21 protein-coding genes and 2 tRNA genes are annotated in these 20,086 nt (G+C 68.6%); 10 read left to right on the top strand and 13 right to left on the bottom strand.

Going from position 1 to position 20,086, the window contains the following annotated elements; translation table 11 throughout:
- Nucleotides 1-88 precede the first annotated feature (88 nt).
- Nucleotides 89-652: a metal-dependent hydrolase gene (locus OS889_RS04465; RefSeq protein ID WP_372387662.1), complete on the top strand. Its 564-nt coding sequence runs from the start codon at nt 89-91 to the stop codon at nt 650-652.
- A 6-nt stretch (nt 653-658) separates the two neighbouring features.
- Here OS889_RS04465 and OS889_RS04460 read toward each other — a convergent pair whose 3' ends face one another.
- Nucleotides 659-1,399 (bottom strand): PHP-associated domain-containing protein, encoded by a 741-nt coding sequence (locus tag OS889_RS04460; RefSeq protein WP_372391538.1) that lies wholly within the window; start codon nt 1,397-1,399, stop codon nt 659-661.
- Between the two features lie 254 nt (nt 1,400-1,653).
- Here OS889_RS04460 and OS889_RS04455 point away from each other — a divergent pair, with 254 nt between their 5' ends.
- Entirely contained in the window at nt 1,654-1,956 is a 303-nt protein-coding gene (locus OS889_RS04455) for a DUF7565 family protein (RefSeq protein WP_372387659.1), read from the top strand.
- Between the two features lie 93 nt (nt 1,957-2,049).
- Here OS889_RS04455 and OS889_RS04450 read toward each other — a convergent pair whose 3' ends face one another.
- From OS889_RS04450 to OS889_RS04430, 5 genes are all read right to left on the bottom strand, one after another.
- Nucleotides 2,050-2,502, bottom strand: a complete 453-nt coding sequence (locus OS889_RS04450; protein WP_372387658.1) for a transcription elongation factor Spt5 — start codon at nt 2,500-2,502, stop codon at nt 2,050-2,052.
- Between the two features lies 1 nt (nt 2,503).
- Nucleotides 2,504-2,677: a protein translocase SEC61 complex subunit gamma gene (locus OS889_RS04445; RefSeq protein WP_372387656.1), complete on the bottom strand. Its 174-nt coding sequence runs from the start codon at nt 2,675-2,677 to the stop codon at nt 2,504-2,506.
- Between the two features lie 180 nt (nt 2,678-2,857).
- Nucleotides 2,858-4,057 (bottom strand): cell division protein FtsZ, encoded by a 1,200-nt coding sequence (gene ftsZ / locus OS889_RS04440; protein WP_372387654.1) that lies wholly within the window; start codon nt 4,055-4,057, stop codon nt 2,858-2,860.
- Nucleotides 4,058-4,156: 99 nt separating this feature from the next.
- Complete coding sequence (locus OS889_RS04435) at nt 4,157-5,614, bottom strand: D-aminoacyl-tRNA deacylase (protein ID WP_372387652.1); 1,458 nt, start codon at nt 5,612-5,614, stop codon at nt 4,157-4,159.
- Nucleotides 5,615-5,728: 114 nt separating this feature from the next.
- Entirely contained in the window at nt 5,729-7,051 is a 1,323-nt protein-coding gene (locus tag OS889_RS04430; protein ID WP_372387651.1) for a calcium:cation antiporter family protein, read from the bottom strand.
- A 124-nt stretch (nt 7,052-7,175) separates the two neighbouring features.
- Between OS889_RS04430 and OS889_RS04425 the strand changes: the two genes are divergently transcribed.
- Entirely contained in the window at nt 7,176-7,979 is an 804-nt protein-coding gene (locus tag OS889_RS04425) for a shikimate dehydrogenase (RefSeq protein ID WP_372387650.1), read from the top strand.
- 43 nt (nt 7,980-8,022) lie between these two features.
- On the opposite strand, the gene OS889_RS04420 is transcribed toward OS889_RS04425, so the two are convergent.
- The 4 genes from OS889_RS04420 to OS889_RS04405 all read right to left on the bottom strand — a co-directional run bounded on the left by OS889_RS04420 (nt 8,023) and on the right by OS889_RS04405 (nt 11,506).
- Nucleotides 8,023-8,514 carry a type IV pilin domain-containing protein gene (locus OS889_RS04420; protein WP_372387648.1) on the bottom strand — a complete coding sequence of 164 codons (492 nt, stop codon included), beginning with the start codon at nt 8,512-8,514 and terminating at the stop codon, nt 8,023-8,025.
- Between the two features lie 108 nt (nt 8,515-8,622).
- Nucleotides 8,623-10,563 carry an ABC transporter ATP-binding protein gene (locus tag OS889_RS04415; protein WP_372387646.1) on the bottom strand — a complete coding sequence of 647 codons (1,941 nt, stop codon included), beginning with the start codon at nt 10,561-10,563 and terminating at the stop codon, nt 8,623-8,625.
- A 74-nt stretch (nt 10,564-10,637) separates the two neighbouring features.
- On the bottom strand, nt 10,638-10,913 hold the full coding sequence (locus OS889_RS04410; protein ID WP_372387644.1) for a DUF7538 family protein: 276 nt from the start codon (nt 10,911-10,913) through the stop codon (nt 10,638-10,640).
- Nucleotides 10,914-10,981: 68 nt separating this feature from the next.
- Nucleotides 10,982-11,506 carry a DUF192 domain-containing protein gene (locus OS889_RS04405; protein WP_372387642.1) on the bottom strand — a complete coding sequence of 175 codons (525 nt, stop codon included), beginning with the start codon at nt 11,504-11,506 and terminating at the stop codon, nt 10,982-10,984.
- Nucleotides 11,507-11,593: 87 nt separating this feature from the next.
- Here OS889_RS04405 and OS889_RS04400 point away from each other — a divergent pair.
- Nucleotides 11,594-11,666: transfer RNA gene (locus tag OS889_RS04400), tRNA-Val, on the top strand.
- Nucleotides 11,667-11,822: 156 nt separating this feature from the next.
- Here OS889_RS04400 and OS889_RS04395 read toward each other — a convergent pair.
- Nucleotides 11,823-13,634, bottom strand: a complete 1,812-nt coding sequence (locus tag OS889_RS04395) for a formate/nitrite transporter family protein (RefSeq protein WP_372387641.1) — start codon at nt 13,632-13,634, stop codon at nt 11,823-11,825.
- A 219-nt stretch (nt 13,635-13,853) separates the two neighbouring features.
- Here OS889_RS04395 and OS889_RS04390 point away from each other — a divergent pair.
- A tRNA-Phe gene (locus OS889_RS04390) sits at nt 13,854-13,927 on the top strand.
- Between the two features lie 285 nt (nt 13,928-14,212).
- Here the strand turns inward: OS889_RS04390 and OS889_RS04385 are convergent.
- Complete coding sequence (locus OS889_RS04385; RefSeq protein ID WP_372387637.1) at nt 14,213-15,469, bottom strand: ABC transporter substrate-binding protein; 1,257 nt, start codon at nt 15,467-15,469, stop codon at nt 14,213-14,215.
- A 522-nt stretch (nt 15,470-15,991) separates the two neighbouring features.
- Here OS889_RS04385 and OS889_RS04380 point away from each other — a divergent pair.
- The 5 genes from OS889_RS04380 to OS889_RS04360 all read left to right on the top strand — a co-directional run bounded on the left by OS889_RS04380 (nt 15,992) and on the right by OS889_RS04360 (nt 19,570).
- Entirely contained in the window at nt 15,992-16,819 is an 828-nt protein-coding gene (locus tag OS889_RS04380; protein ID WP_372391536.1) for an aldo/keto reductase, read from the top strand.
- Nucleotides 16,819-17,232, top strand: coding sequence for a VanZ family protein (locus tag OS889_RS04375; RefSeq protein WP_372387636.1), 414 nt, complete (start codon nt 16,819-16,821; stop codon nt 17,230-17,232). The genes OS889_RS04380 and OS889_RS04375 overlap by 1 nt, the downstream gene beginning before the upstream one ends.
- 65 nt (nt 17,233-17,297) lie before the next feature.
- The gene (gene nucS, locus OS889_RS04370; RefSeq protein ID WP_372387634.1) at nt 17,298-18,029 is read left to right on the top strand and encodes an endonuclease NucS; all 732 of its coding nucleotides are present in this window, start codon (nt 17,298-17,300) and stop codon (nt 18,027-18,029) included.
- 88 nt (nt 18,030-18,117) lie between these two features.
- Nucleotides 18,118-18,648: a 50S ribosomal protein L16 gene (locus tag OS889_RS04365; protein WP_372387633.1), complete on the top strand. Its 531-nt coding sequence runs from the start codon at nt 18,118-18,120 to the stop codon at nt 18,646-18,648.
- Nucleotides 18,649-18,703: 55 nt separating this feature from the next.
- Complete coding sequence (locus OS889_RS04360; RefSeq protein WP_372387631.1) at nt 18,704-19,570, top strand: ATP-grasp domain-containing protein; 867 nt, start codon at nt 18,704-18,706, stop codon at nt 19,568-19,570.
- Nucleotides 19,571-19,601: 31 nt separating this feature from the next.
- On the opposite strand, the gene OS889_RS04355 is transcribed toward OS889_RS04360, so the two are convergent.
- On the bottom strand, nt 19,602-19,967 hold the full coding sequence (locus OS889_RS04355) for an Hsp20/alpha crystallin family protein (protein ID WP_372387629.1): 366 nt from the start codon (nt 19,965-19,967) through the stop codon (nt 19,602-19,604).
- Nucleotides 19,968-20,086: the final 119 nt, after the last annotated feature.

Below are 20,086 nucleotides of genomic sequence, written 5' to 3'. Positions count from 1 at the left end.
GGCGCGAGCGGGGGCGACGCGACGGGGCGTTTCCCGCGGGATCGGGAAGGCACAACGTTTGTAGGGCCCGGGAGCGGAGCCACATCCGATGAACAAAGAGGGACACGTGCTGAACGGCGCGCTCCTGGCGGTCGGCCTGGGCGTCATCCTCACCATCGACCCGACGACCGGATCGCTCCTCAGCGGCGGTGACGGCGGCGCCTCGCGGGACCTGGCGACCGTCGCCGGCGACACGGCCTGGATGGTCGCGGAGCTGTCGCTGCCGGTCGTCCTCGGCGCGCTCTTTCCGGACGTCGACACCGCGTTCGGCCGCCACCGCAAGACGCTGCACAATCTGCCGCTTTTGGTCGTCTTCGTGGCGTTTCCGTACCTCTTCGGGAACCTCCAGTTCGTCTGGATCGGCGTCGCGACGCACTACGTGCTCGACGTCCTGGGCTCGAAGCGCGGCATCGCGCTGTTTTACCCATTCTCCAGCAAGGAGTACGGCTTCCCGACCGGCGTGGCGACCTCAAGCCAGTGGGCGAATCCGGTGACGATCGCGGTGACGGGAGTCGAACTGCTCGCGCTCGCGCTCGTCCACTACTACGCCTTCGCGCTCGACACGTCGCTCGCGGACGCCGGGAACGTCTTCCGGACGGCGATGGGCGTCTGAGGCCGGCTAGTACACGCTCACAGCGTCGAAACGACCGTCGTACGCGATGTGGTCGGGATGGGTCGGCTCCGTGCCCGAGAGGAAGATCCGCTCGATCTTCTTCCAGGTGTTCTCGTATCCCAGGTGCGCGAACTCGACCGCTGCCCGGGCCCGATGGCGGAGGCCGTCGCGGCGCAGGACGCGTCGGGGCGCGCCCTCGCGGAGCGCCGACACGAGGTCGGCCTCGCTCTCGATCCGGCGCTCGAAGACTGTCCAGACCTCGCCGACGCTCCCGAGCAGGTGGGCGTACGAGGAGCCGAACCCGGGGAGGTCGACGTCGGTGGCGACCGCCCGGGCGCGGCGGTTCTGCCGCGGCCAGGCCTTGAAGTTGTGCGTCTCAACGGCGTGGAGTCGGTCGCGGTGTTCGGCGGCCGCGTCGGCGTCGAGGCTCACCGTGAGGAACTCGGGGTGCGGCACGAGCGCCGCGGCGCCCTGTTCTTCGAAGGCCGACAGGGCGCCGTCGAGGGTGATGAAGTCCGGGACCGGCTCGGAGAGTCCCACGGCGAGGACGTGGCGGCGGTTCCGCCACGACCCGGTGAACACCTCGCGGCCGGGGACCACGAGCAGGTCCTCGTCGGAGAAGCGCTCTGCGCGCTCGCGGATCTCCGGCAGTCGGGTGAAGTGGGGGGCGTACACGAGAACGTCGAGGCCGCGGGCCTTCGCGCGGGCGACCACGCGTTCGTTCAGGATCTTCACATGGAGGTCCACGCGGGTCGACGCCGCGTCGGGGTCGGGGTCGGCGTCGGCGTCGGTGTCGGCCTCAGTATCGGCATCAACGTCGGCGCCTCGGTCGACGTCGTCCGCTCGCCCGCCCGCCGCCGCTGCCGGCTCGGCGGATGCGGGCTCCCCTCCGGGCGCGGCCGTGTCGGTCACGTCCACCGATCCGCTCGGCGTCCGGTTAGTGATTTCCATTCGCCGGCGGCTGCGGAACGGTTTTGTCACCCCTGGCCGTGCGTTCCGGTATGTCCCTGTGGAAGTGCGGCATCGGCGGCTGCGCGGAGCGCTTCGAGGACATCGAGTCCGCCATCATCCACCAGACGGTGGACCACGACCGCCACGAGTGTGCGGTCTGCGGCAGCGTCGTCCCCGACGGCTACTTCGCGATCCGCCACGCCTTCGAGGAGCACTCCCGCGCGGAGTACGTCCGCGCCTACGACGCCGACTCGACGGCCGTCCGCGTCCGCGAGGACGTCAAATCCGAGATCGAAGACGAGGCCGACCTCCGGACCGTCGTCGAGGAACTGAAGCGCCGCGACGCGCTGTGAGGACCCGCCGCGCCCTCCCGCCGCAGGCCGCCCTGAGCGTGACGTGACATAGCGAATCGAGAAGAGACAGACCCTCGGGAGCCGATCGGCCGCTCAGCGCTCGTCGCTGTCGAGGACGCGGATCTGGTCGCCGCGGACGGTGACCGGGATCGGGACCGTCGCCTCGTAGAGCTCGACGGTGACCTGGTCTTTCGTCTCGTCGATCCGCTGGACGCGGGCCTTCTCGCCCTTGAACGGGCCGGCGATCAGCTCGACGATGTCGCCCTCGGCGATGCCCTCGACGTCGGGCGTCGGCGAGAGGAAGTGCTCGACCTCGGCCATCGAAGACTGCCCGGCCTGGCCGCCGCTCTCGACGAGGCCGCGGGCGTGGGGAATTTCCTCGAGGACGCGCGTGATCACGGCGTCGTTGTCGGCCTCGACCATCACGTAGCTCGTGAGCGAGTCCGGCGCGAGGACGGCGTGGATCTCGTTTTCCTCGCGGTTGGCGATCATGTCCGCGACGGTGCGCTCCTGGCTGGCGGTGGTCTTGACCGAGTAGATCGGCACCTCAGACACCTCCCGGGAGGAAGCTCATAATCGCGTAGATGAGAAAGCCCAGGAAGCCGACGAGGACGATGCCGGCGCCGGCGATGAGACCGATCTGTGAGAACTCCTCCCACGAGGGCGTGCTGGCCAGCTTCAGCACCCGCACGTAGCTGGTCAGGTCGTACTTGACGTCCATCTTGTCTCCCCAGTAGTGCGTCGGGCTTTTTCTATCTATTGATGCGCCGACCGGACCGCGAGATCGGCCAAAGCCGCGGCTCAGCCGTCGAGACGGGCGTAGGAGAGACGATCGGATGGGGAGCGAGACCGAACGAACGCGAAAAACGCGCGGGATCGGGAGTGGACTCCGGTGAGGCGGCTATTCGACGTAGTCGATCTCGGGCTCGCCGCCCTGACCGCCCTGGCTCTGGTTCTGCTTCCGGCCCTGTGTCTGACCCTGGCTCCCACCCTGCGGCGGGGCCCGCTGCTGGGCCTCCTCTTCCTCGCTGCGGCCGTAGATTTGCGGCGACTCGACGCCGGTGACGACGATCATCGTCCGCATCGTGCCGTCGATCTCCTCGTCGACGGAGGTCCCCCAGATGATCCGGGCGTCGGGGTCGATCCGGTCGTAGATCTCCTCGACGACGCCCTCGGCCTCCTCGATGCTCATGTCCGACCCGCCGGTGACGTTCACGAGCGCGGAGTTGGCGCCGGAGATGTCGACGTCCAAGAGCGGCGAGCGGAGCGCGCTCTTGACCGAGTCCTGGGCCTTCGACTCCGAGTCGGACTCGCCGAGGCCGATCATCGCGACGCCGCCGCGCTCCATCACGGTCTTGACGTCGGCGAAGTCGAGGTTGACGAGGCCGGGCTTCGTGATCAGTTCGGTGATGCCCTTCACAGAGCGCATCAGGACCTCGTCGCTCACCTTGAACGCCTGCTTGACCGGGAGCTTGCCCACGGCGTCGAGCAGGCGGTCGTTGGGGACGACGATGACGGTGTCGGCCACGTCGCGGAGCCGCTCCAGGCCGGCCTCGGCGTTGGTGCGGCGGACCTCGCCCTCGGCGGTGAACGGCGTCGTGACGATGGCGATGGTGAGCGCGCCGGCCTCGCGGGCGGCCTTCGCGACGACCGGGGCCGAGCCCGTGCCGGTGCCGCCGCCCAGACCGGCGGTCACGAACACCATATCCGAGCCGTCGATCGCCTCGTAGATCTCGTCTTGGGACTCCAGTGCGGCCTCCTCGCCGACCTGGGGGAGCGAGCCCGCGCCGCGCCCCTGGGTCTTCTGTTCGCCCATCAGGATCTTGGTGTCGGCCTCGATTTCGACGAGGTGCTGGACGTCGGTGTTGGCGGCGACGAGCGTCGCGCCCTCGATGCCCTCCTCGTGCATTCGGTTGACGGTGTTCCCCCCGGCACCGCCGCAGCCGACGACCGTGATGTCGGTCTGGAGGTCGACCAGGACCTCCTGGAGTTCTTCGTCGGTCATCGTCCCGGTTCGTGGCGCCTCGTCGTCGGCGTCGACGGGGCTCCCATCCCCCGTCTCCTCGGCCTCGTCTATTGCGTCGTCGACGATGGAGTCCATTGTATGGCCATCCGTACCGGATACAGCCTAATTATCTTTCCCCCTTTTGTCTGACGCGCGTCTGACGCGCAGACGGTTCGAGGCGGCCGTTCGCGGGAATTATTCGAAATCGGCCGCGGATCCGACGCCCGGAGCGGACTCAGAACTGATATCGGGCTCGGGAAGCGGGAACCGCGCGGTCTCGGTCGTCCGGACCTCCTCGGGGGCGACCTCCCGGCCGTCGACCTCGACGGCCTCCCCCGCGGCCAGCCGGCCGAAGGCGGGGCCCTCCGGGACGCCGGCCTCCGCGGCGGCCGCCGGGTCGAACGTCTCCCGGGTCGCGGCGACCTCGCGGTCGGTCGCCGCGACGTCGTCGTACTTCTCGCGGAGGATTCGACAGACCGCGTCGACGAGCGCGTCGAGGGAGTCTGCGTCGGTGACGGCGGCGCGGCCGCGCGGCTTCGTGCCGCCCTCGACCGTCTCGAAGGCGAGGACGCGCTCGGCGACCGCGTCGAACGTCGCCTCCCGGTCGATGCCGGCGGCCTCCGCGAGCAGGTCGTCGGGGAGGGGGACGACGGTGACCGCGTCGGCCGCACTCGACGAGGCGGCCTCGGCCGGCGCGCCGAACCGCAGTCCGTCGTCGATCGAATCCAGGTCGTCGGCGCCGTCGAGCGCGTCCACGAGCGCGAGGTCGACGCCGCTCGTGACGCGGAGCCACGTCTCGTCGACGACGCGGTAGCCCAGGTCCTCGATCACGGCCCGGAGGTCAGAATCGGAGCCGGAGTCGCCGTCGGCGACGAGCGCCCGGGTCGCCGCCGACTGCGCGAAGGCCCGGTGGACGATCTCGGCGTTGGCCTCGGGCGCGCCCATCGACTGCCGGACCCAGTCGGCGGCGACGTGGCCCACGCGCCAGTCGGTCTCGCGGAGGACCCGCTCGAACTGCGGGGCGTAGTGGCCGCCGCCGAAGCCGACGACGTGGCGGCGCTGCGGCGGCTCCGACTCCGACTCTGACTCGGCCGCCTCGGCGTCGGCCCCGACGCCCGACAGCTCCAGCACCGCGCGGGCGACCGCCTCGGCGCCGTCGGGATCGCTCCACTCGGACTCGCTGCTGCCGAGTTCGACGAACAGCGAGGGCGCGCCGACGTCCGAGGGGCCGTGGTGGGTACACTCGATGCCGACGTCGTAGCCGTCGGGCGCGTGGCGGTCGAACGCCGCCAGAATCGCGCGCTGGACGTTCGGACAGGCACGGGCGAGTTCGCCCCGCTCGCCGCCGAACTCCGCGGGGCCGAAGTTCCCGGTGAAGTGCGCCGTCAGGAGCGGGCCGGTCTCGCCCGCGTGCCGCGAGAGGAAGGCGACGAACTCCGGCTCGGTCGAGAAGGCGTCGGCGACGCCCGAGAGTTCGAGGTGCCACTCCTCGAAGGTCCGGAGCTCGAAGTCGCCGTGGCGGTAGTACGTCCCGCCGCCGTCGGCGTCGCTCCGGGCGTCATCGGTCCGCGCCTCCCAGTCGACGAGCGAGCGGAGCGCCTCGCCGATCGCGACCGACGCGTCGTCCGCCCGGCTCACTACGAGTCCGATCACGCTCGGCTCTGATCGCTCGGCGGTGTAAAAGGTCTCGAAGCGACGGTGGTCGGAACGATCGGGGGATGGAGCGACCGGAGCGATGGAGCGACCGGAGCGATGGAGCGATCGGCGTCAGTCCGCGTGCTCGGGCTCCGGAATCGGCTGACCGCGGATGTTCGCGACCGTGCGCTCGCCGAGCAGCCGGAGCTCCTCCCGGCGCGTGGCGAGGAGCGCGACGCCGAGGACGACGTACAGCGCGGTGTAGGCCAACAGGACGTAGATCGAGTACGTCTCCGCGAGCGCCTCGGGGTAGATCCGGATGAACGCGAACTCGATGAGCACCTGCGAGACGAAGAGCACGAGGAGGACCACCGCCTCGCGGACGCTGATCCGGAAGTTCACGAGCACCGCCAAGGCGAAGAAGCTCTGGGCGGCGGTGAGCCAGATTTCGGCGGCCTGCTTGAAGTCGAACGGCAGGACGCCGTAGCGGCCGAGCGAGATGCTGTAGACGACCGCCAGCGTCCCGATGAGCAGCGTCCACTGATTGAGCTTCGAGGAGATCAGGGCGTTGAACGCCGCGGTCGCGCGGGCCTTGTTCACCAGGTACGCCGTGACGATGAGTTCGGGGCTCTCGGAGGCCAGCGGGGCGATCCACTGGATCATGAAGAACTCCGGGATGCCGTACTGGAGCCCGAGGTCTTCGAGGCCGTGGGCGAAGGGCTCGACCGCGGTGAGGATCAGGAAGCCGGAGTAGACGAAGAGCGTGAGGACGACCGGGATCCGCGCGTTGCGGGGTTTGGCCTGGAAGTACGCGGGCACGCCGACCTGCTCGTCGTGGTCGTCGACGTCGCCGCGGACGATGATCGCGATGTAGGTCGCGTACAGCCCCACGAGGACGATCGTGTCGACGGCGCCGATGCCGCCGCTGAGCGGCACGAAGAAGGCGAAGACGGTCGCGAGGAACAGAAAGAGAATCTCGGTGGCGATGCTCGGGTCGAGCTTGACCGCGTCGCGGAGGCGGCCCTCGCGGTCGACGACGCTCCGGTCGTCGCCGGTGCCCGTGGTGGCCTTGTAGATCGAAAAGAGCGCGATGCCGGACCAGCCCAGCCCGATGAGGATCCGGTTCGCGCCGGTCATGTTCGCGACCGCGAGGTTCGCCTTCGCAGGATCGGTCGCCGCCTGCCAGGCGTAGAGCGCGTCGACCGCGTACTCGGGCGCGACGGCCAGGACCGCCAGGACGGCGAGCGCGAACGCCCGCGGGACGTCCTTCTCGGCCGTCTCGGCGCCCCACGCGAGCAGGAACGACGCGCCGAGGACGGCGAGCCCGCTGACGGCGACGGTGGTCAGCGGGGCGAACCCCTCGGCGACGCCCGTCGCCCAGACGGCGACCCACGGGAGCGTCAGGGCGACGGCGCCGCCCAGCGCGGTGAGCGGATGGCGCAAGCGAGAAGTCATCACCGGAGCTACGGACCCTTCCGCGCCTATTTCTTGTGGTTCGGAGATTCGCCCGGCTTCGGCCCCGACCGCGAGAGCCGCCGCGGAGCCACCATTTAATTCGGTCGCCGGCCGACGGAGGGGTATGCAGGTATTCGGACTCCTCGGGAACCCCGTCGAGCACTCGCTGTCGCCGCCGATGCACGAGGCGGCCTACGAGGCGCTCGGCCTGGACGCCCGCTACGTCACCTTCGAGCCCGACCGCGACGCCGCGGCCGCGGCCGTCGAGAGCGCCGAGACGCTGGGGATCGCGGGGCTGAACGTCACCATCCCGTTCAAGCAGGACGTCCTCGATGCGGTCGAGCCCGACGACGTCGCCCGCCGCGTCGGCGCCGTGAACACGATCGACTTCTCCACGACGCCGCCGACCGGCCACAACACCGACGTCGCGGGCGTCGAGCGCTCCTTCGCCCACCACGGCGTCGACCTGGAAGAGCGAGACGCGGTCGTCGTCGGCGCGGGCGGCGCGGGGCGGGCGGTCGCGTTCGCGCTCGCCGACGCGGGCGCGAGCGTCCACGTCGCGAACCGGACGGTCGAGCGCGCGGAGTCGCTGGCGGCGGACGTCCCCGGCGCGACCGCGGGCGGCCTCGACACGCTCGATCGGGTCGCAGACGCCGACGTCCTGGTCAACGCGACGAGCGTCGGGATGGAGCCCGACGACGACGTGACGCCCGTCGATGCCGAGTACCTCCACGGCGACCTCGCGGTGCTGGACGCCGTCTACGCGCCGATCGAGACGCGGCTCCTCCGGGAGGCCGCAGCGGAGGGCGCGACGACGATCGACGGCGCCTGGATGCTGCTGTTCCAGGGCGTCGAGGCGTTCGAGCGCTGGACCGGCCGCGACGCCCCGGTCGACGCGATGAACGAGGCGCTGCGGGCGGAGCTGTAACGCGGACGCCGCGGGCGACGGGTGGCTCTCGGCGGGCGACGGGTCAGCAGTGGCTCGCGGCGGGCCCGACCGCCGGCGAGTCGATCTCGACTTCCAGGATGGTCGCCGACTGGCCGTCGTCGGGCCGGTGGACCATCCGGTAGACCTCGCCCTCGCAGGCGTGATTGAGCGCGCCGTCGCTGCCGTACCCGTCGATGTGGGCGTAGTCGCCGGCGGTGAGCGGGCCGTCGGTGGTCCAGACCTGGTCCCACCGCACCGCGTTGCCGTCGCCGTCGACGACGCAGAAGTCCTCGCCGGGTTCGATCCGTCCCCCGGTGAGCGTGATGTTCACGTACGGGCGGTCGTCGGTGTTGCCGGCGCCGTCGGCGACGTACTCCGTCTGGTGGCGGTACTGCGGCGTGGGTTCGCTCGGCATCTCGATGCCGAGGAGGAGGCCGCCGAAGACCGCGACGATCGCGACGAGGATCGCCAGCATCAGCGCCGTGCCGATCGCGGGCGAAACCGCACGCGTCGAGCCCCGGATGGAGGGGTCCATAGACCGAGGTCCCGCCCGTCACGGATCAGTGTTCCCTCCGGAGTATCGGATCTGAAACTGCGGTGTCACGTGCGGCCGCGCGGCAGTATCGTCGTCAGTCGTGAGTCATCAGTCGTCGGCGTCCGATTCGACCGTCCGGGAGGCCCGGCGGCTGGCGCGCTCGATGAACTCCTCGGGCAGTTCGTCGATCTCGCCCGCCTGGACGCCCCACAGGTGGGCGTAGAGGCCGTCCTCGGCGAGCAGTTCCTCGTGGGTGCCGCGCTCTTTGATCCGGCCGTCTTCGAGGACGACGATCCGGTCTGCGTCCTTGATCGTCGACAGTCGGTGGGCGATGCTGAAGGTCGTCCGGTCCTCGGTGAGGCGGTCGAGCGACCGCTGGATCAGCATCTCCGTTTCGGTGTCGACGTCGGAGGTCGCCTCGTCGAGGACGAGGATGTCGGGGTCGCGGAGCACCGCGCGGGCGATCGAGAGCCGCTGGCGCTGGCCGCCCGAGAGTTTCACGCCGCGCTCGCCGATCTCGGTGTCGTAGCCGTCCGGGAGGTTCTCGATGAACTCGTGGGCCTCGGCGGCCTTCGCGGCCTCGACGACCTCCTCGTGGGTCGCGCCGAAGGTGCCGTACCGGATGTTCTCCGCGACGGTCCCGTAGAACATAAACGTCTCCTGGCTGACGTAGCCGATCGACTTCCGGAGGCTGGGAATCGTCACCTCGCGGACGTCGGTTCCGTCGATCGAGATCGATCCCTCGTCGACGTCGTACATCCGGAGCAGCAGTTTGAGGACCGTGGATTTCCCTGCCCCGGTCGGGCCGACGAGCGCGAGCGTCTCGCCGCCGTCGACCGCGAAGGAGACGTCCTCGATCGTCGTCTCCTCGGCGTCGTAGCCGAAGGTGACGTCGTCGTAGACGACGCGGCCCTCGTCGACGGCCAGCGCTTCGGCGTCGGGCGCCTCTTCGATCCGCGCGGGCTCGTCCATCAGCCCGAAGATCCGCGCGGCCGACGCGTAGGCCCGCTGGTACATATTGATGATCTGGCCGAACTGCGCCATCGGCCAGATGAACCGCTGGGTGAAGAGGATGAAGCCGACGAACTCCCCGGGAGTGAGCCCGCCCGTGAAGAAGAACGGCGCGCTCCCGGTCTGCTGGTAGGTGAGCACCCAGACGCCGCCGAGGACGAAGGTGAGCACGAAGCCGATCCCCGAGAGGACCCGCAGCCCGGGGAAGAACTTGATCCGCGTGCCGATCGCCTCCCAGTTGGCGTCGAAGTAGTCCTGTGAGACGTCGTCGACGCGGTCGGACTCGAAGTCCTCGGTGTTGGCGGACTTGATGACGCCGATGCCGCCGAGGTTGTTCTCCAATCGGGAGTTGAGCTGGCCGACCGACGAGCGGACCTCGGCGTACTGCGGCTGGATCGTCTGCACGAAGCGGTAGGTGAAGAAGGCGATGAGCGGGACGACGACGAGCGTGACGAGCGCGAGCTGCCAGTTCCAGTACAGCAGGATGCCGGCGATGCCGAGCACCATCACGCCCAGCCGGAACGCGGAGTTCATCCCGTCGTTGAGGAATCTTTCCAATCGGTTGACGTCGTTCGAGAGGATCGACATCATCTCGCCGGTCTGCTTGTCGGCGAAGAAGTCCATGTTCAGCCGCTGCATCTTGTCGTAGGTGTCGGTCCGGACCGCGTGCTGGATGTGCTGGGCGAAGGCGTTCCAGCCCCAGTTGCGCGTCCAGTGGAAGGCCGCGCCGCCCAGGAAGGAGACCGCGATGAGCCCGGCCGAGAGGTAGAGCTGGTCGATCTGCGTCGCCGGGAGCCACGCGTCGGGCACGAGCCACAGCGAGAAGGGCCGCGTGTCGAAGAAGATCGAGTCGACCGCCACCGCCAGGAGGATCGGCGGCAGGAGGTCGAGCACGCGAGCGACGACGCTGGAGACCAGCCCGACGAGGAACGCGGTGGCGTTGTCGCGGCCGTACTCCGCGAAGAGCCGCCGCATCGGGTTCTCCGCGCGCTCGCGTTGGCGCTCGAAGGGGTCGTCGTCGTCAGCGGGGACGTCCATCGTCGCCTCTCGGGGCTCGTCGGACCTAAAGGGTCGGTTCGGAGCCGAATTCCCCGGTGATCGGCGACGAGGGCCTAGAGCGATCGCTCCTCGACGTCGGGGTCGATCCCCGCCTCGACGAGGTCCTCGCGGATCCGCGCCCGGAGCGGATCGGGCACGGTGTCGCGGGCGACGGGCACGGCCGTCTCGCCGTCGCCCTTCACCTTCCAGTAGAGCACGCACGCGGAGGGCGCGTAGAACTCGATGCTGTACCGATCGCCCGCCCCTTCGTAGTGCGCCCGCGCCGCGTACCCCTCGGCGTGCCAGCCGTCGAGGGCGTCGAGGGCGTCGACCCGGTCGTCCTCTGCCATACGCCGACGCACGGACGCGACCGCCCTCGGCCTTTCGCTTCTCTTTCGCTTTTCGCTTTCGCGACCGATTACGCCTCCTCGTCCGGTCCCCAGCGGCCCGCTATCTCGACGCGGTCGCCGATCTCGATGCCGCGGTCGACGGTGTAGTTGTACGGGACTTCGAGGACGTACTGCCCGCGGCCGGCGTAGCGGGTCAGCTCAGAGTCAGACGTGCCTTCGGGCGGGAGCTCGGCGTGGTGGATCTGCGTGATCCTCCCGTCGGCGCCGATGAAGACGATGTCGAGCGGGAAGGCCATCTCGCGCATCACGTACGCGTGGCGCTCCTCGGCGTCGTGGACGAAGAGCATCCCCTCGTTCGGCCCCAGGGAGTCGGTGTCGCTGAGTCCGGTGTAGCGCTTCTGGAAGGTGTCGGCGACGCGGGCGTCGACCGACGCGAGCGTCTCGCCGGTGTCCGCGTCGACGACGGCGACGGTCGTGCGCTCGTAGTCGCCGATCGGAAGCAGGCCGGGGTTCGTCGCGACCGCGACGGCGCCGAGCGCGAGGAGGACGGCGAGAGCGAGAGCGATCGCGTAGAGCGTCCGTCGATCGGGCATATGACGGGGTTCGAGTGGACGGGCCTAAGCGTTCCGTCGCTCGGGATTGGAAACGGTTATACACGTGAGCGGACTCGTTTCGCCTGCGGGCTCGTGGTCTAGTGGTTATGACGCTTCCCTTACAAGGAAGAGGTCGGTGGTTCGAATCCGCCCGAGCCCACTGAAATCTGCGAGCGACAGCGAGCAGGATTTCTGTTACTGAGGGCGATTCGAACTCAGAGAGTCGCAGCGCCGAGCGGAGCGAGGCGACCGTCTCTCGATTAGTTCGAATCCGCCCGAGTGCGACAGAACCCCTACGACGCTCGAAGCGATGGGATCACTCCGAGTCCCGGCTGCGGAAGCGACTCCCGCGGCCGAAGAGCCGCTCGCGGAGCGTCCGGTCGGAGGGCCGCTCGGCGAGCAGGACCGACGCCTCGACGTGGTGCGAGACCGAGAAGTGCAGCGAGTCGGTGACGAGCCGCGAGAGTAGGCCGCGCTCTGTCGCGCCGAGGATGAGCATCGTCGAGTCGGCCGCGCGTCGCTCGATGGCGTCCTCGACGTCGCCGGCGGTGTCGATCGTACGCGTCGCGTCCGAGAGGTCCTTGCGCTCGGCCCACTCGTCGAGGAACGCCTCGCCGGCCTCGCGCTCGTCGTCGCCGTCGACGACGTGGAGCAGTTCGACGGCCGAGTCCGCGACCGACTGGAGCGTCCGCGCGATCTCGCCGCCGAGTTCGGAGTCGAGTCCCGCGGCGATCGGCAGGAGGAGCCGCGAGGGGTCGAGGCCGCGGTCCTTGATCACGAGGAAGTCACACGGCAGGCGGTTCGTCAGCTCGTCGATCGGCCGCTCGGCGCGGGCGGACTTCCACAGCCGGTCCTCGCCCCAGCCCATCGCCACGAGGTCCGGCCGGGTCCGGCGCGCCCGGTCGAAGACCGCCTCGAAGGACCGCGAGGAGACGATCGTCGAGGTCTCGAACGCGACGTCGTAGCCCTCCGCCGTCCGTTCGAGATCGGCGAGCAGCCGTTCGGACTCCCGGCCGATCCGCTGGGTCTGGGCGTGGCTCGTGATGCGATCGGGCGTCTGGACGATGTGGACCGCGTGGACGGTTCCCTGCTCGCGGTCGGAGGCGAGCTTGCACGCGAACTCCACCAGCCGGGACTCCGTTCGGGGGTTCGCGATCGGCACGAGGATCCGGTAGGAGTCGGGATCGCGGACGATGTCCCCGAGCGTGTCGACGACGGGGACATAGGAGCGCCCCGCCAGATTTCCGAGGACCCACTCCCGCGGCGAGAGCCGCCGCATATGCTCGAAGCGGTCGACCTCCAGGCGTCGCTCGCTGGTCTGGTAGTAGTTCACGACCGTGACGAGGAGCACCCCACCGATCGTGTTACCCAAGAGGACCGGGAGAACGAAGCCACCGAGGCCAGACACGAGCCCCAGGTCGCCGACGAGAACTAGGAACACGACTTCCGTGAAGGAGACGACGACGTGAAAGAGGTTGCCGAGCGGGATCGCCAGGAACGCCAGGTAGACGATGGCGATGCGGGAGATGGTATCGCGCGCGGCGAAGTTCATCCAGACGACGCCGGCGACGATGAGCCCCGCGAAGACGGCCTTGAAGAACAGCGCCGACGCCGGCGTCACGACGCCCTTCTCCGCGATGTCGGTCGCCGTGCGCATCGTCGCCGGATCGAAGACGCCGCCGTACGCGAGGACGACCGCGCCCGCGCCCCCGCCGAGGAAGTTCCCCGCGAGGACGATCAGCCAGTGGCGGAGGAGCGCCGGGATCGACGCCAGCCGTTCGAGCGTGAGCGCCACCGGCGGGAGGGTGTTTTCGGTGTACAGTTGGTAGCCGCCGATGATGATGTAGACGAACCCGAGCGGGTACAGGAGCGACGCGATCACCCGGCTGTCGGTCCCGGTCGACATCGACGCGTAGAGGAGGAACGTGATCGTGATCGCGAAGCCGGCGGCCAGGCCGCTGAAGAACAGTTCCCGCGTCCCCGACGTGATCTCGTGGTCCGCGTCGGCGACGATCCGCTGGAACACCTCGTCCGAGGAGAAGCGGTCGGGAACGACCTCGCCGGACGAGGGCACGCCGTTCGACGACCGAGCGTCCGCGTCGTCCGGGTTCGGGTCCGAGTCGCGCATCACCGAACCGAACCGGGGCATCGTGAAAAAAGATGCTGGTCGAGAAGAGCCCACCGGCGTCGGCGTCGAGGCCGTAGCGCGACGGGACACTCGCCGGACGCTTCCGCCATATCCGGGCCCGAGCGGCCGCGACGGGGACGCCGTCCCGCGTCGACGGCCCGCGGACGGCGCGGCGATCCGAAACCCTTTTTTATATACTGGGCTTCGGTCGAACTGCGCGCCGCCTTAGCTCAGACTGGGAGAGCACTCGACTGAAGATCGAGCTGTCCCCGGTTCAAATCCGGGAGGCGGCATTTTCCTGCGAACGAAGTGAGCAGTGAAAACGCCCCCGACCGCGATTTGAACTAGACCAGAAAGGCGCAGCGGAGCGAGCATTTCTGGACGTAGTTCATCCGGGAGGCGGCATGTTCCTGCATCTTCGTGAACGGAATGAGCAGTGAAAAGGATCCGAGTAGCGTCCATTGCACACCGACACCGGTCGGGAGATCCGCTCGCGATCTCGGATCGCTGCCACGCGGGCAGGCACGCGGTCCGTCGCCGACGACACGCACACGCTCGGCGTGAGACGGGGACGCACCTCAGGACATCGGATAGACCATCTCGCGGAAGGCCTCGCCGTCCGTCTCGGGGGAGACGAGGTGTTGATTCCCGTCGATCCACTGGCCCATCGGGGTGGTGAAGTCGGTGGGGCGGCCGTAGTCGTCGAAGCCGAAGCTCCCCGAGACCGTCTCGTAGGTGCCCGAGCGGATCGCGTCGCGGACGGTCGCGCGGTCGGTCGCCTCGGCGGCGTTGACGGCCTGTTCGGCCACCTGCGTGAGGTTGTACGACGCGCCGACCATCACGGGCAGGAGCTCCCCGGAGGCGATGTCGTAGGTGTCGCGGTAGGTCTGGATCATCTGTTCGTTGCCGTTGCCGGTCAGGCCCGGCACCCACCCGGGCGACATCAGCACGTGCTCGCCGGCCTCGCCCATCGCGGACCACCACGAGCTCGTGTCGGCGGCGCGGGTGAACTGGATGAGCTTCGGCGAGTAATCGGAGTTATTGATCTGCTGCATCGCCGTGATGCCGCCGTCGGGAGCCGGCGTGTCCAGGAGGACCTCCGCACCCGCCGACTGCGTCTCGGAGATGAGCGTCGTGAAGTCCTTGGAGTGGAGCTGGTGTTTCCCGCGGAAGACGACCTCGTAGCCGCCGTCGGTGAGCGTCTGCTCCCACATATCTGCCATCTCGATGCTCCAGTTGGTGTTCGGCGCCCAGATGGCCACCTTCGAGGGCCGCTCGCTCTCGGGGATGAGATCGAGCGCGTTTTTCGTCCCTCGGGTGTGGTCAGTGCTGACGGGGAACGGCGTCGACGTCCACTCGAAGCCCTGCTGTTCGTGGACCTTGTCGCCGGAGCTGGCGATCTTCAAGAACGGGATCTCCGAGCGCTCGGCGACGGCCGCTGCCGCGAGGTTGAGCACGCCCGCGAAGCTTCCCCAGAGCATATCCACGTCGTTGTTGCTGATGATGCTCTGGAGCCCCTCGCGGACCTTCTTCGGGGTCGACTCGTCGTCGCGGACGATCAGTTCGACCTCCTGGCCGTGGAGGCCGCCGTTGTCGTTGATCCGCTGGACGCCCATCTCGTAGCCCCGTTTGAGGTCCTGTCCGAGCGAGGAGAACACGCCCGTCTCCGGGATCGTCGCCCCGATCGTGTACGTCCCGCTCGAACTCGATCCGGTCACGGTCCCCGAGTCGGAGTCCGTCTCGGAGTCCCCTCCCGAACCCGAGTCGGACTCCGTGTCCGATTCCGATCCCGATCCGCCGGAACAGCCCGCGAGTCCGGCCAGTCCAGTCGTCACTACGAGCCCGCTACCACGGAGATACTGCCGCCGATTGATTGTCACGGTTTATGACACCAAATTTCGGGTTGTGAGTTTGTTATATAAGTACGGTGATTTGCACAGAGAAATCCGATATTTCCGGATCAGAGGTGTCCAAAACACTAAATTGCAGGCTCTGCCGCTCTATCGACGAAATGGAATTTTCGCCCCAATCTGGTGATTCAGAGCGTGAAAATTCGCTTATCCACCGAAAACGGATGTGATAGCCGTTCAAATTCTGTCCGATATACGAGTATTGTATTTAATTCTACTTATTTCTTAAATACTGATTTTTATTTTACTTGATAGTCAAAGATAGAATAGGAGTTAATCTCGATCTGAAAATGAGTGTGTACTCTCAGAAAATTCTATTTTCAGTCGTTCTATTTGTCCGCTATTGTCGGATTCATATCCTGGGAAAATCGGAGAGTCGAATCGAGGAACGGAACGATCCGCCGACACGTTCTCGGCGGCGGGGTTCGAAGCGTGCGTATGGTCGAGATGGAGTACGCGGAGGCGTACGGGACGCGGGTTCCGAAAGTGGGGCTCGGCACGTGGCAGCTCACCGGCGAGACGTGCTACGAGGCGGTGTCGACCGCGCTGGATCTGGGATACCGACACATCGACACCGCACAGCTCTACGAGAACGAATCCGAGGTGGGCCGAGCGATCGCCGACAGCGACGTCGACCGCGAGGACGTCTTCCTGACGACGAAGGTCGCGCCGGGGAACGCCCGCTACGACGACGTCCTCGAATCGACCGAGGGAAGCCTCGATCGGCTGGACACGGAGTACGTCGACCTCCTCTTGCTCCACTGGCCGAATCCCCTCGTGTCGGTCGGCGATACGATGGCGGCGATGGACCGGCTGGTCGAAGAGGGCGCCGTAGAAAACGTCGGCGTCAGCAACTTCCCGCGCGTCCTGCTCGACCGCGCTCGCGACGCCGCCGACGCGGACGTCGTGACGAATCAGGTGCAGTTCCACCCGTACAAGCCCCAGCGCGGGATGCTCGGCCACTGCCAGGAGGAGGGGCTCTTCCTCACGGCCTACAGCCCGCTGGCCCGCGGCGAGGCGCTCGACGACCCCGACGTGCGGCGGCTCGCCGAGGCGTACGACAAAACGCCCGCGCAGGTCGTCCTCCGGTGGGCGACCCAGCACCGCGACGTCGTCGTGATCCCGAAGTCCGCGAGCGAGGCGCACCTCGAACAGAACCTCGCGCTCTTCGACTTCAAGCTCACCCGCTCGGAGATCGACGAGCTCACGAAGCCCTCGCTGCTCAAATCGAGCGCCGCGATGCTCGGCGGGGTGCTGAGCGAGTTCCGCTCCTGATGGCGGCCGCGACGCGACGGCCGCGCCGGCTCGCGGTCGCCTGGCTCGCCATCGTCCTGCTCGCGTCGGTGGTCGATCCCTCGGGAGTGCTCCCAGCCCAAGGGGCGAACGGCTCCGCCGGCGGCGGCCTCGCGATCGGACTCGACACCTGGCTACACCTCGGGGCGTACTCGGTCCTGGCGTGGCTCCTCGCGGCCGCGTTCGACGCCTCCGGTCCTCGGAGGGGCGCCGCGCTCCTCGCGGTCGTCGTCGCGTTCGCGGTGGGCGTCGGCGTCGAGATCATCCAAGCACCGATCGCGGCCCGCACCGCGAGCATCGCCGACGCGGTCGCGAACGCCGTCGGGGCGGTGGTCGGCGTCGCGGCTCGGACGGCGTGGGAGAGGGTGGTCGGAGCGAGTCCGTCGGAGGGGTGAGGTGACCGACCCGCGCGGTCGAACGACGCGCAGTTTTTACCCGGCGAAGGCGAACTCCGGGGGAGATGGCGGTTACGACGCTCCACCGACCCGCCCACCGGGACGCGCTGGGGCTCCTCGAATCGGCGTTCGGCGACGGCCGGCTGGTGACGGCCTTCGGCCGCTGCACCGTCGAGTACGACGGCCGGGCCGCATCGAGCCTCGGCCCCGGCGACCGGCTCGTCGTCTGCAAGCCCGACGGGGCGATCCTCGTCCACACCGACGAGGGGCGCGAGCCCGTGAACTGGCAGCCGCCGGGCTGTACGCACCGCGCGAGCGTCCGCGACGGTCGGCTGCGGATCCGGAGCGAGCGCACCTCGCCGGACGAAGTCCTCGACGTCGCCTTCGAGCGGATCGAGCAGGTGACGGCCTACGAGGTCGACGACCGGAGCGACCTGACGCTGACCGGCAGCGAGGAGGACCTCCGCCGGCGGATCCTCGACGAGCCCGACCTCGTCGAGCCGGGGTTCGAGCCGATCGCGACCGAGCGGGAGACCGCCGCCGGACCGGTCGACGTCTTCGGCAGCGACGAGGCGGGGCGGCCGGTCGTCGTGGAGTTGAAGCGGCGGCGCGTCGGCCCCTCGGCCGCGAGCCAACTCCGGCGCTACGTCGAGGCCGTCGACGAGGAGTTCCCCGACGAGGGCGTCCGCGGCGTCCTCGTGGCGCCCTCCGTGACCGACCGGACGGCCGCGCTCTTGGACGAGCGGGACCTGGAGTTCGTCGCGCTGGAGCCGGTCGACGGCGACGGGGACTCATAGCGGCGGTCCGACGACGTGGCCGCGGGCGAGTCGGCGCACAGTTCGAAGCGCTTTTAGGTCGTATGGGCGTTCTCCTTCACAAGTAACTATGTCCGACAAACCCGCCTCGATGTACCGGGAGCTGTCGAAACCGTCGTACACGCGACGCGAGTACATCACCGGCATCCCCGGCTCGAAGATCGCACAGCACAACATGGGCAACCTCAAGACCGGTCCCCAGGACTACGAGGTCCAGATCAGCCTCCGCATCGAAGAGGAGTGCCAGATCCGCCACGGGTCGCTCGAGTCCGCGCGGCTGTCGGCGAACCGCGTGATGCTCAAGGAGGTCGGCCAGGAGAACTACAAGATGGTCCTCCGGAAGTTCCCCCACCAGGTCCTGCGCGAGAACAAGCAGGCGACCGGTGCGGGCGCGGACCGCGTCTCCGACGGGATGCGCCAGGCGTTCGGCAAGCCCGTCGGCACGGCCGCGCGGGTCCAGGCGAACGAGCGCATCTTCACGGTCTACTGCGACCCCGAGGACGCCGACGTCGCCAAGGACGCGCTGCGCCGCGCCTACAACAAGATGTCGCCGCCGTGCCGCATCGACGTCGAGAAGGGCGAGAAGCTGCTGGTCTCGTAGAGCCGCCGGCTCCGACCCCACCGCTTTTTGCACCGTCGCTCCGTTCTCGTAGCCGATGCTTCGCCTGGCCGTGACGACCGCGGCGGAGACGTTCGAGCGGATGCGCGAGCCGCTCGCCGACCGCGGAATCGCCGTCGAACACCTGCAGGCCTCGGAGCGAGCGGTCGATCTGACCGAACCGCCCGACCGCGACGTCGACGTCGGATTCGTCTACCCGAGCCGGCTGATGGAGGGCGGCGTCGTCGACGGCAAACACGGGATCCCGTGGGTGAACGGCCGCGATGCGGTCGCGACCTCGCGGAACAAGGCAGGGGTGATCGCCGCGCTCGCCGGCGCGGACGTGCCCGTCCCCGAGACGAAGCTCGTCTCGAACCCCGTCGACGAGGAGGAAGTCCTCGCGGCCGCGTCCGACCTCGACTTCCCAGTGGTCGTCAAGCCGAACTCGACGACCCGGGGCGTCGGCGTCGCGAAGGCGCCCGACCTCGACTCCCTGCTCGGGATCGTCGACTACCTGAACCTCGTCCACGACTACCGGGCGACCGGCGACAAGTCCTACCTCCTCCAGGAGTTCCTCCCCGACGCGCGCGACTACCGAGTGATGGTGCTGGACGGCGAGGTCGTCGGCGGGGTCGAGCGCCGGCTGCCCGCGGACGCACACAGCGCCGGCCGGTGGAAGCACAACGTCCACCGGGGCGCGTCGGCGCGTCGGATCGACGTCCCCGGGGAGCTTCGGGACCTCGCCGTCGAGACGGCGGACGTCCTCGGCATCGACTACCTCGGCGTCGATATCCTGGTCTCGGACGGGCGGGCGGTCGTCTCCGAGACGAACGCCCGGCCGACCATCGACGACGGGAAGTACGAGGCGGGATTCTGGGACCGGCTGGCGGGCGTGATCGAGCGGACGGCGGAGAACGGCGGCTGAGGTCGGGTCGGTCCGAGGACGACCCGGTCGATCAGTCGAGGTCGATCGACGCGGAGTCGTCGATCTTCGCCAGGGTGACCTGGAGGATGCCGTTGTTGAAGGAGGCGCTGGCGGAGTGTTCGTCGACGCGGGTCGGGAGGCGGATCCGCTCGTCGTACTCGCGGCGCGGGCCCGCCGCGGAGATCGTGAGCACTTCGCCGTCGCACTGGAGTTCGACGGCGTCCTTCGAGACGCCCGGGAGGTCGGCGACGAGTCGGAGCTCCTCGCCCTCGTCGTAGATGTCGACGTGGGTCTCGGAGGCGAATCCGGAAGCGTCGCTGCCGGTCATTTCGTCCATCATCCGTTCGATCCCGTCGAAGAAGTCGTCGAACGGGTCGTCACGGTCGTCTCTCATCACCGGGTAGTAGGTCGGTTCCGATGAAAAGCCTTCTCCCCGCGGCGGAATCGACCAGTCCGGCGATTCGCCCCGTCCACGAGGAACGGAGACGGACGATGCCTGAACGGTCAAATCCGGGG

Source organism: Halobellus sp. MBLA0158, assembly GCF_041477585.1.
Taxonomy (GTDB): Archaea; Halobacteriota; Halobacteria; order Halobacteriales; family Haloferacaceae; genus Haloquadratum; species Haloquadratum rubicundus.
This window is presented reverse-complemented; position numbering and strand designations above follow the sequence as displayed.

Excerpts from the sequence above, each read along its gene's own strand:
- OS889_RS04465 (WP_372387662.1), top strand. The coding sequence starts at position 89 with ATGAACAAAGAGGGACACGTGCTGAACGGCGCGCTCCTGGCGGTCGGC.
- OS889_RS04455 (WP_372387659.1), top strand. The coding sequence starts at position 1,654 with ATGTCCCTGTGGAAGTGCGGCATCGGCGGCTGCGCGGAGCGCTTCGAG.
- OS889_RS04445 (WP_372387656.1), bottom strand. The coding sequence starts at position 2,677 with ATGGACGTCAAGTACGACCTGACCAGCTACGTGCGGGTGCTGAAGCTG.
- ftsZ (WP_372387654.1), bottom strand. The coding sequence starts at position 4,057 with ATGGACTCCATCGTCGACGACGCAATAGACGAGGCCGAGGAGACGGGG.
- OS889_RS04430 (WP_372387651.1), bottom strand. The coding sequence starts at position 7,051 with ATGACTTCTCGCTTGCGCCATCCGCTCACCGCGCTGGGCGGCGCCGTC.
- OS889_RS04425 (WP_372387650.1), top strand. The coding sequence starts at position 7,176 with ATGCAGGTATTCGGACTCCTCGGGAACCCCGTCGAGCACTCGCTGTCG.
- OS889_RS04420 (WP_372387648.1), bottom strand. The coding sequence starts at position 8,514 with ATGGACCCCTCCATCCGGGGCTCGACGCGTGCGGTTTCGCCCGCGATC.
- OS889_RS04415 (WP_372387646.1), bottom strand. The coding sequence starts at position 10,563 with ATGGACGTCCCCGCTGACGACGACGACCCCTTCGAGCGCCAACGCGAG.
- OS889_RS04410 (WP_372387644.1), bottom strand. The coding sequence starts at position 10,913 with ATGGCAGAGGACGACCGGGTCGACGCCCTCGACGCCCTCGACGGCTGG.
- OS889_RS04405 (WP_372387642.1), bottom strand. The coding sequence starts at position 11,506 with ATGCCCGATCGACGGACGCTCTACGCGATCGCTCTCGCTCTCGCCGTC.
- OS889_RS04395 (WP_372387641.1), bottom strand. The coding sequence starts at position 13,634 with ATGCGCGACTCGGACCCGAACCCGGACGACGCGGACGCTCGGTCGTCG.
- OS889_RS04380 (WP_372391536.1), top strand. The coding sequence starts at position 15,992 with ATGGAGTACGCGGAGGCGTACGGGACGCGGGTTCCGAAAGTGGGGCTC.
- OS889_RS04375 (WP_372387636.1), top strand. The coding sequence starts at position 16,819 with ATGGCGGCCGCGACGCGACGGCCGCGCCGGCTCGCGGTCGCCTGGCTC.
- nucS (WP_372387634.1), top strand. The coding sequence starts at position 17,298 with ATGGCGGTTACGACGCTCCACCGACCCGCCCACCGGGACGCGCTGGGG.
- OS889_RS04365 (WP_372387633.1), top strand. The coding sequence starts at position 18,118 with ATGTCCGACAAACCCGCCTCGATGTACCGGGAGCTGTCGAAACCGTCG.
- OS889_RS04360 (WP_372387631.1), top strand. The coding sequence starts at position 18,704 with ATGCTTCGCCTGGCCGTGACGACCGCGGCGGAGACGTTCGAGCGGATG.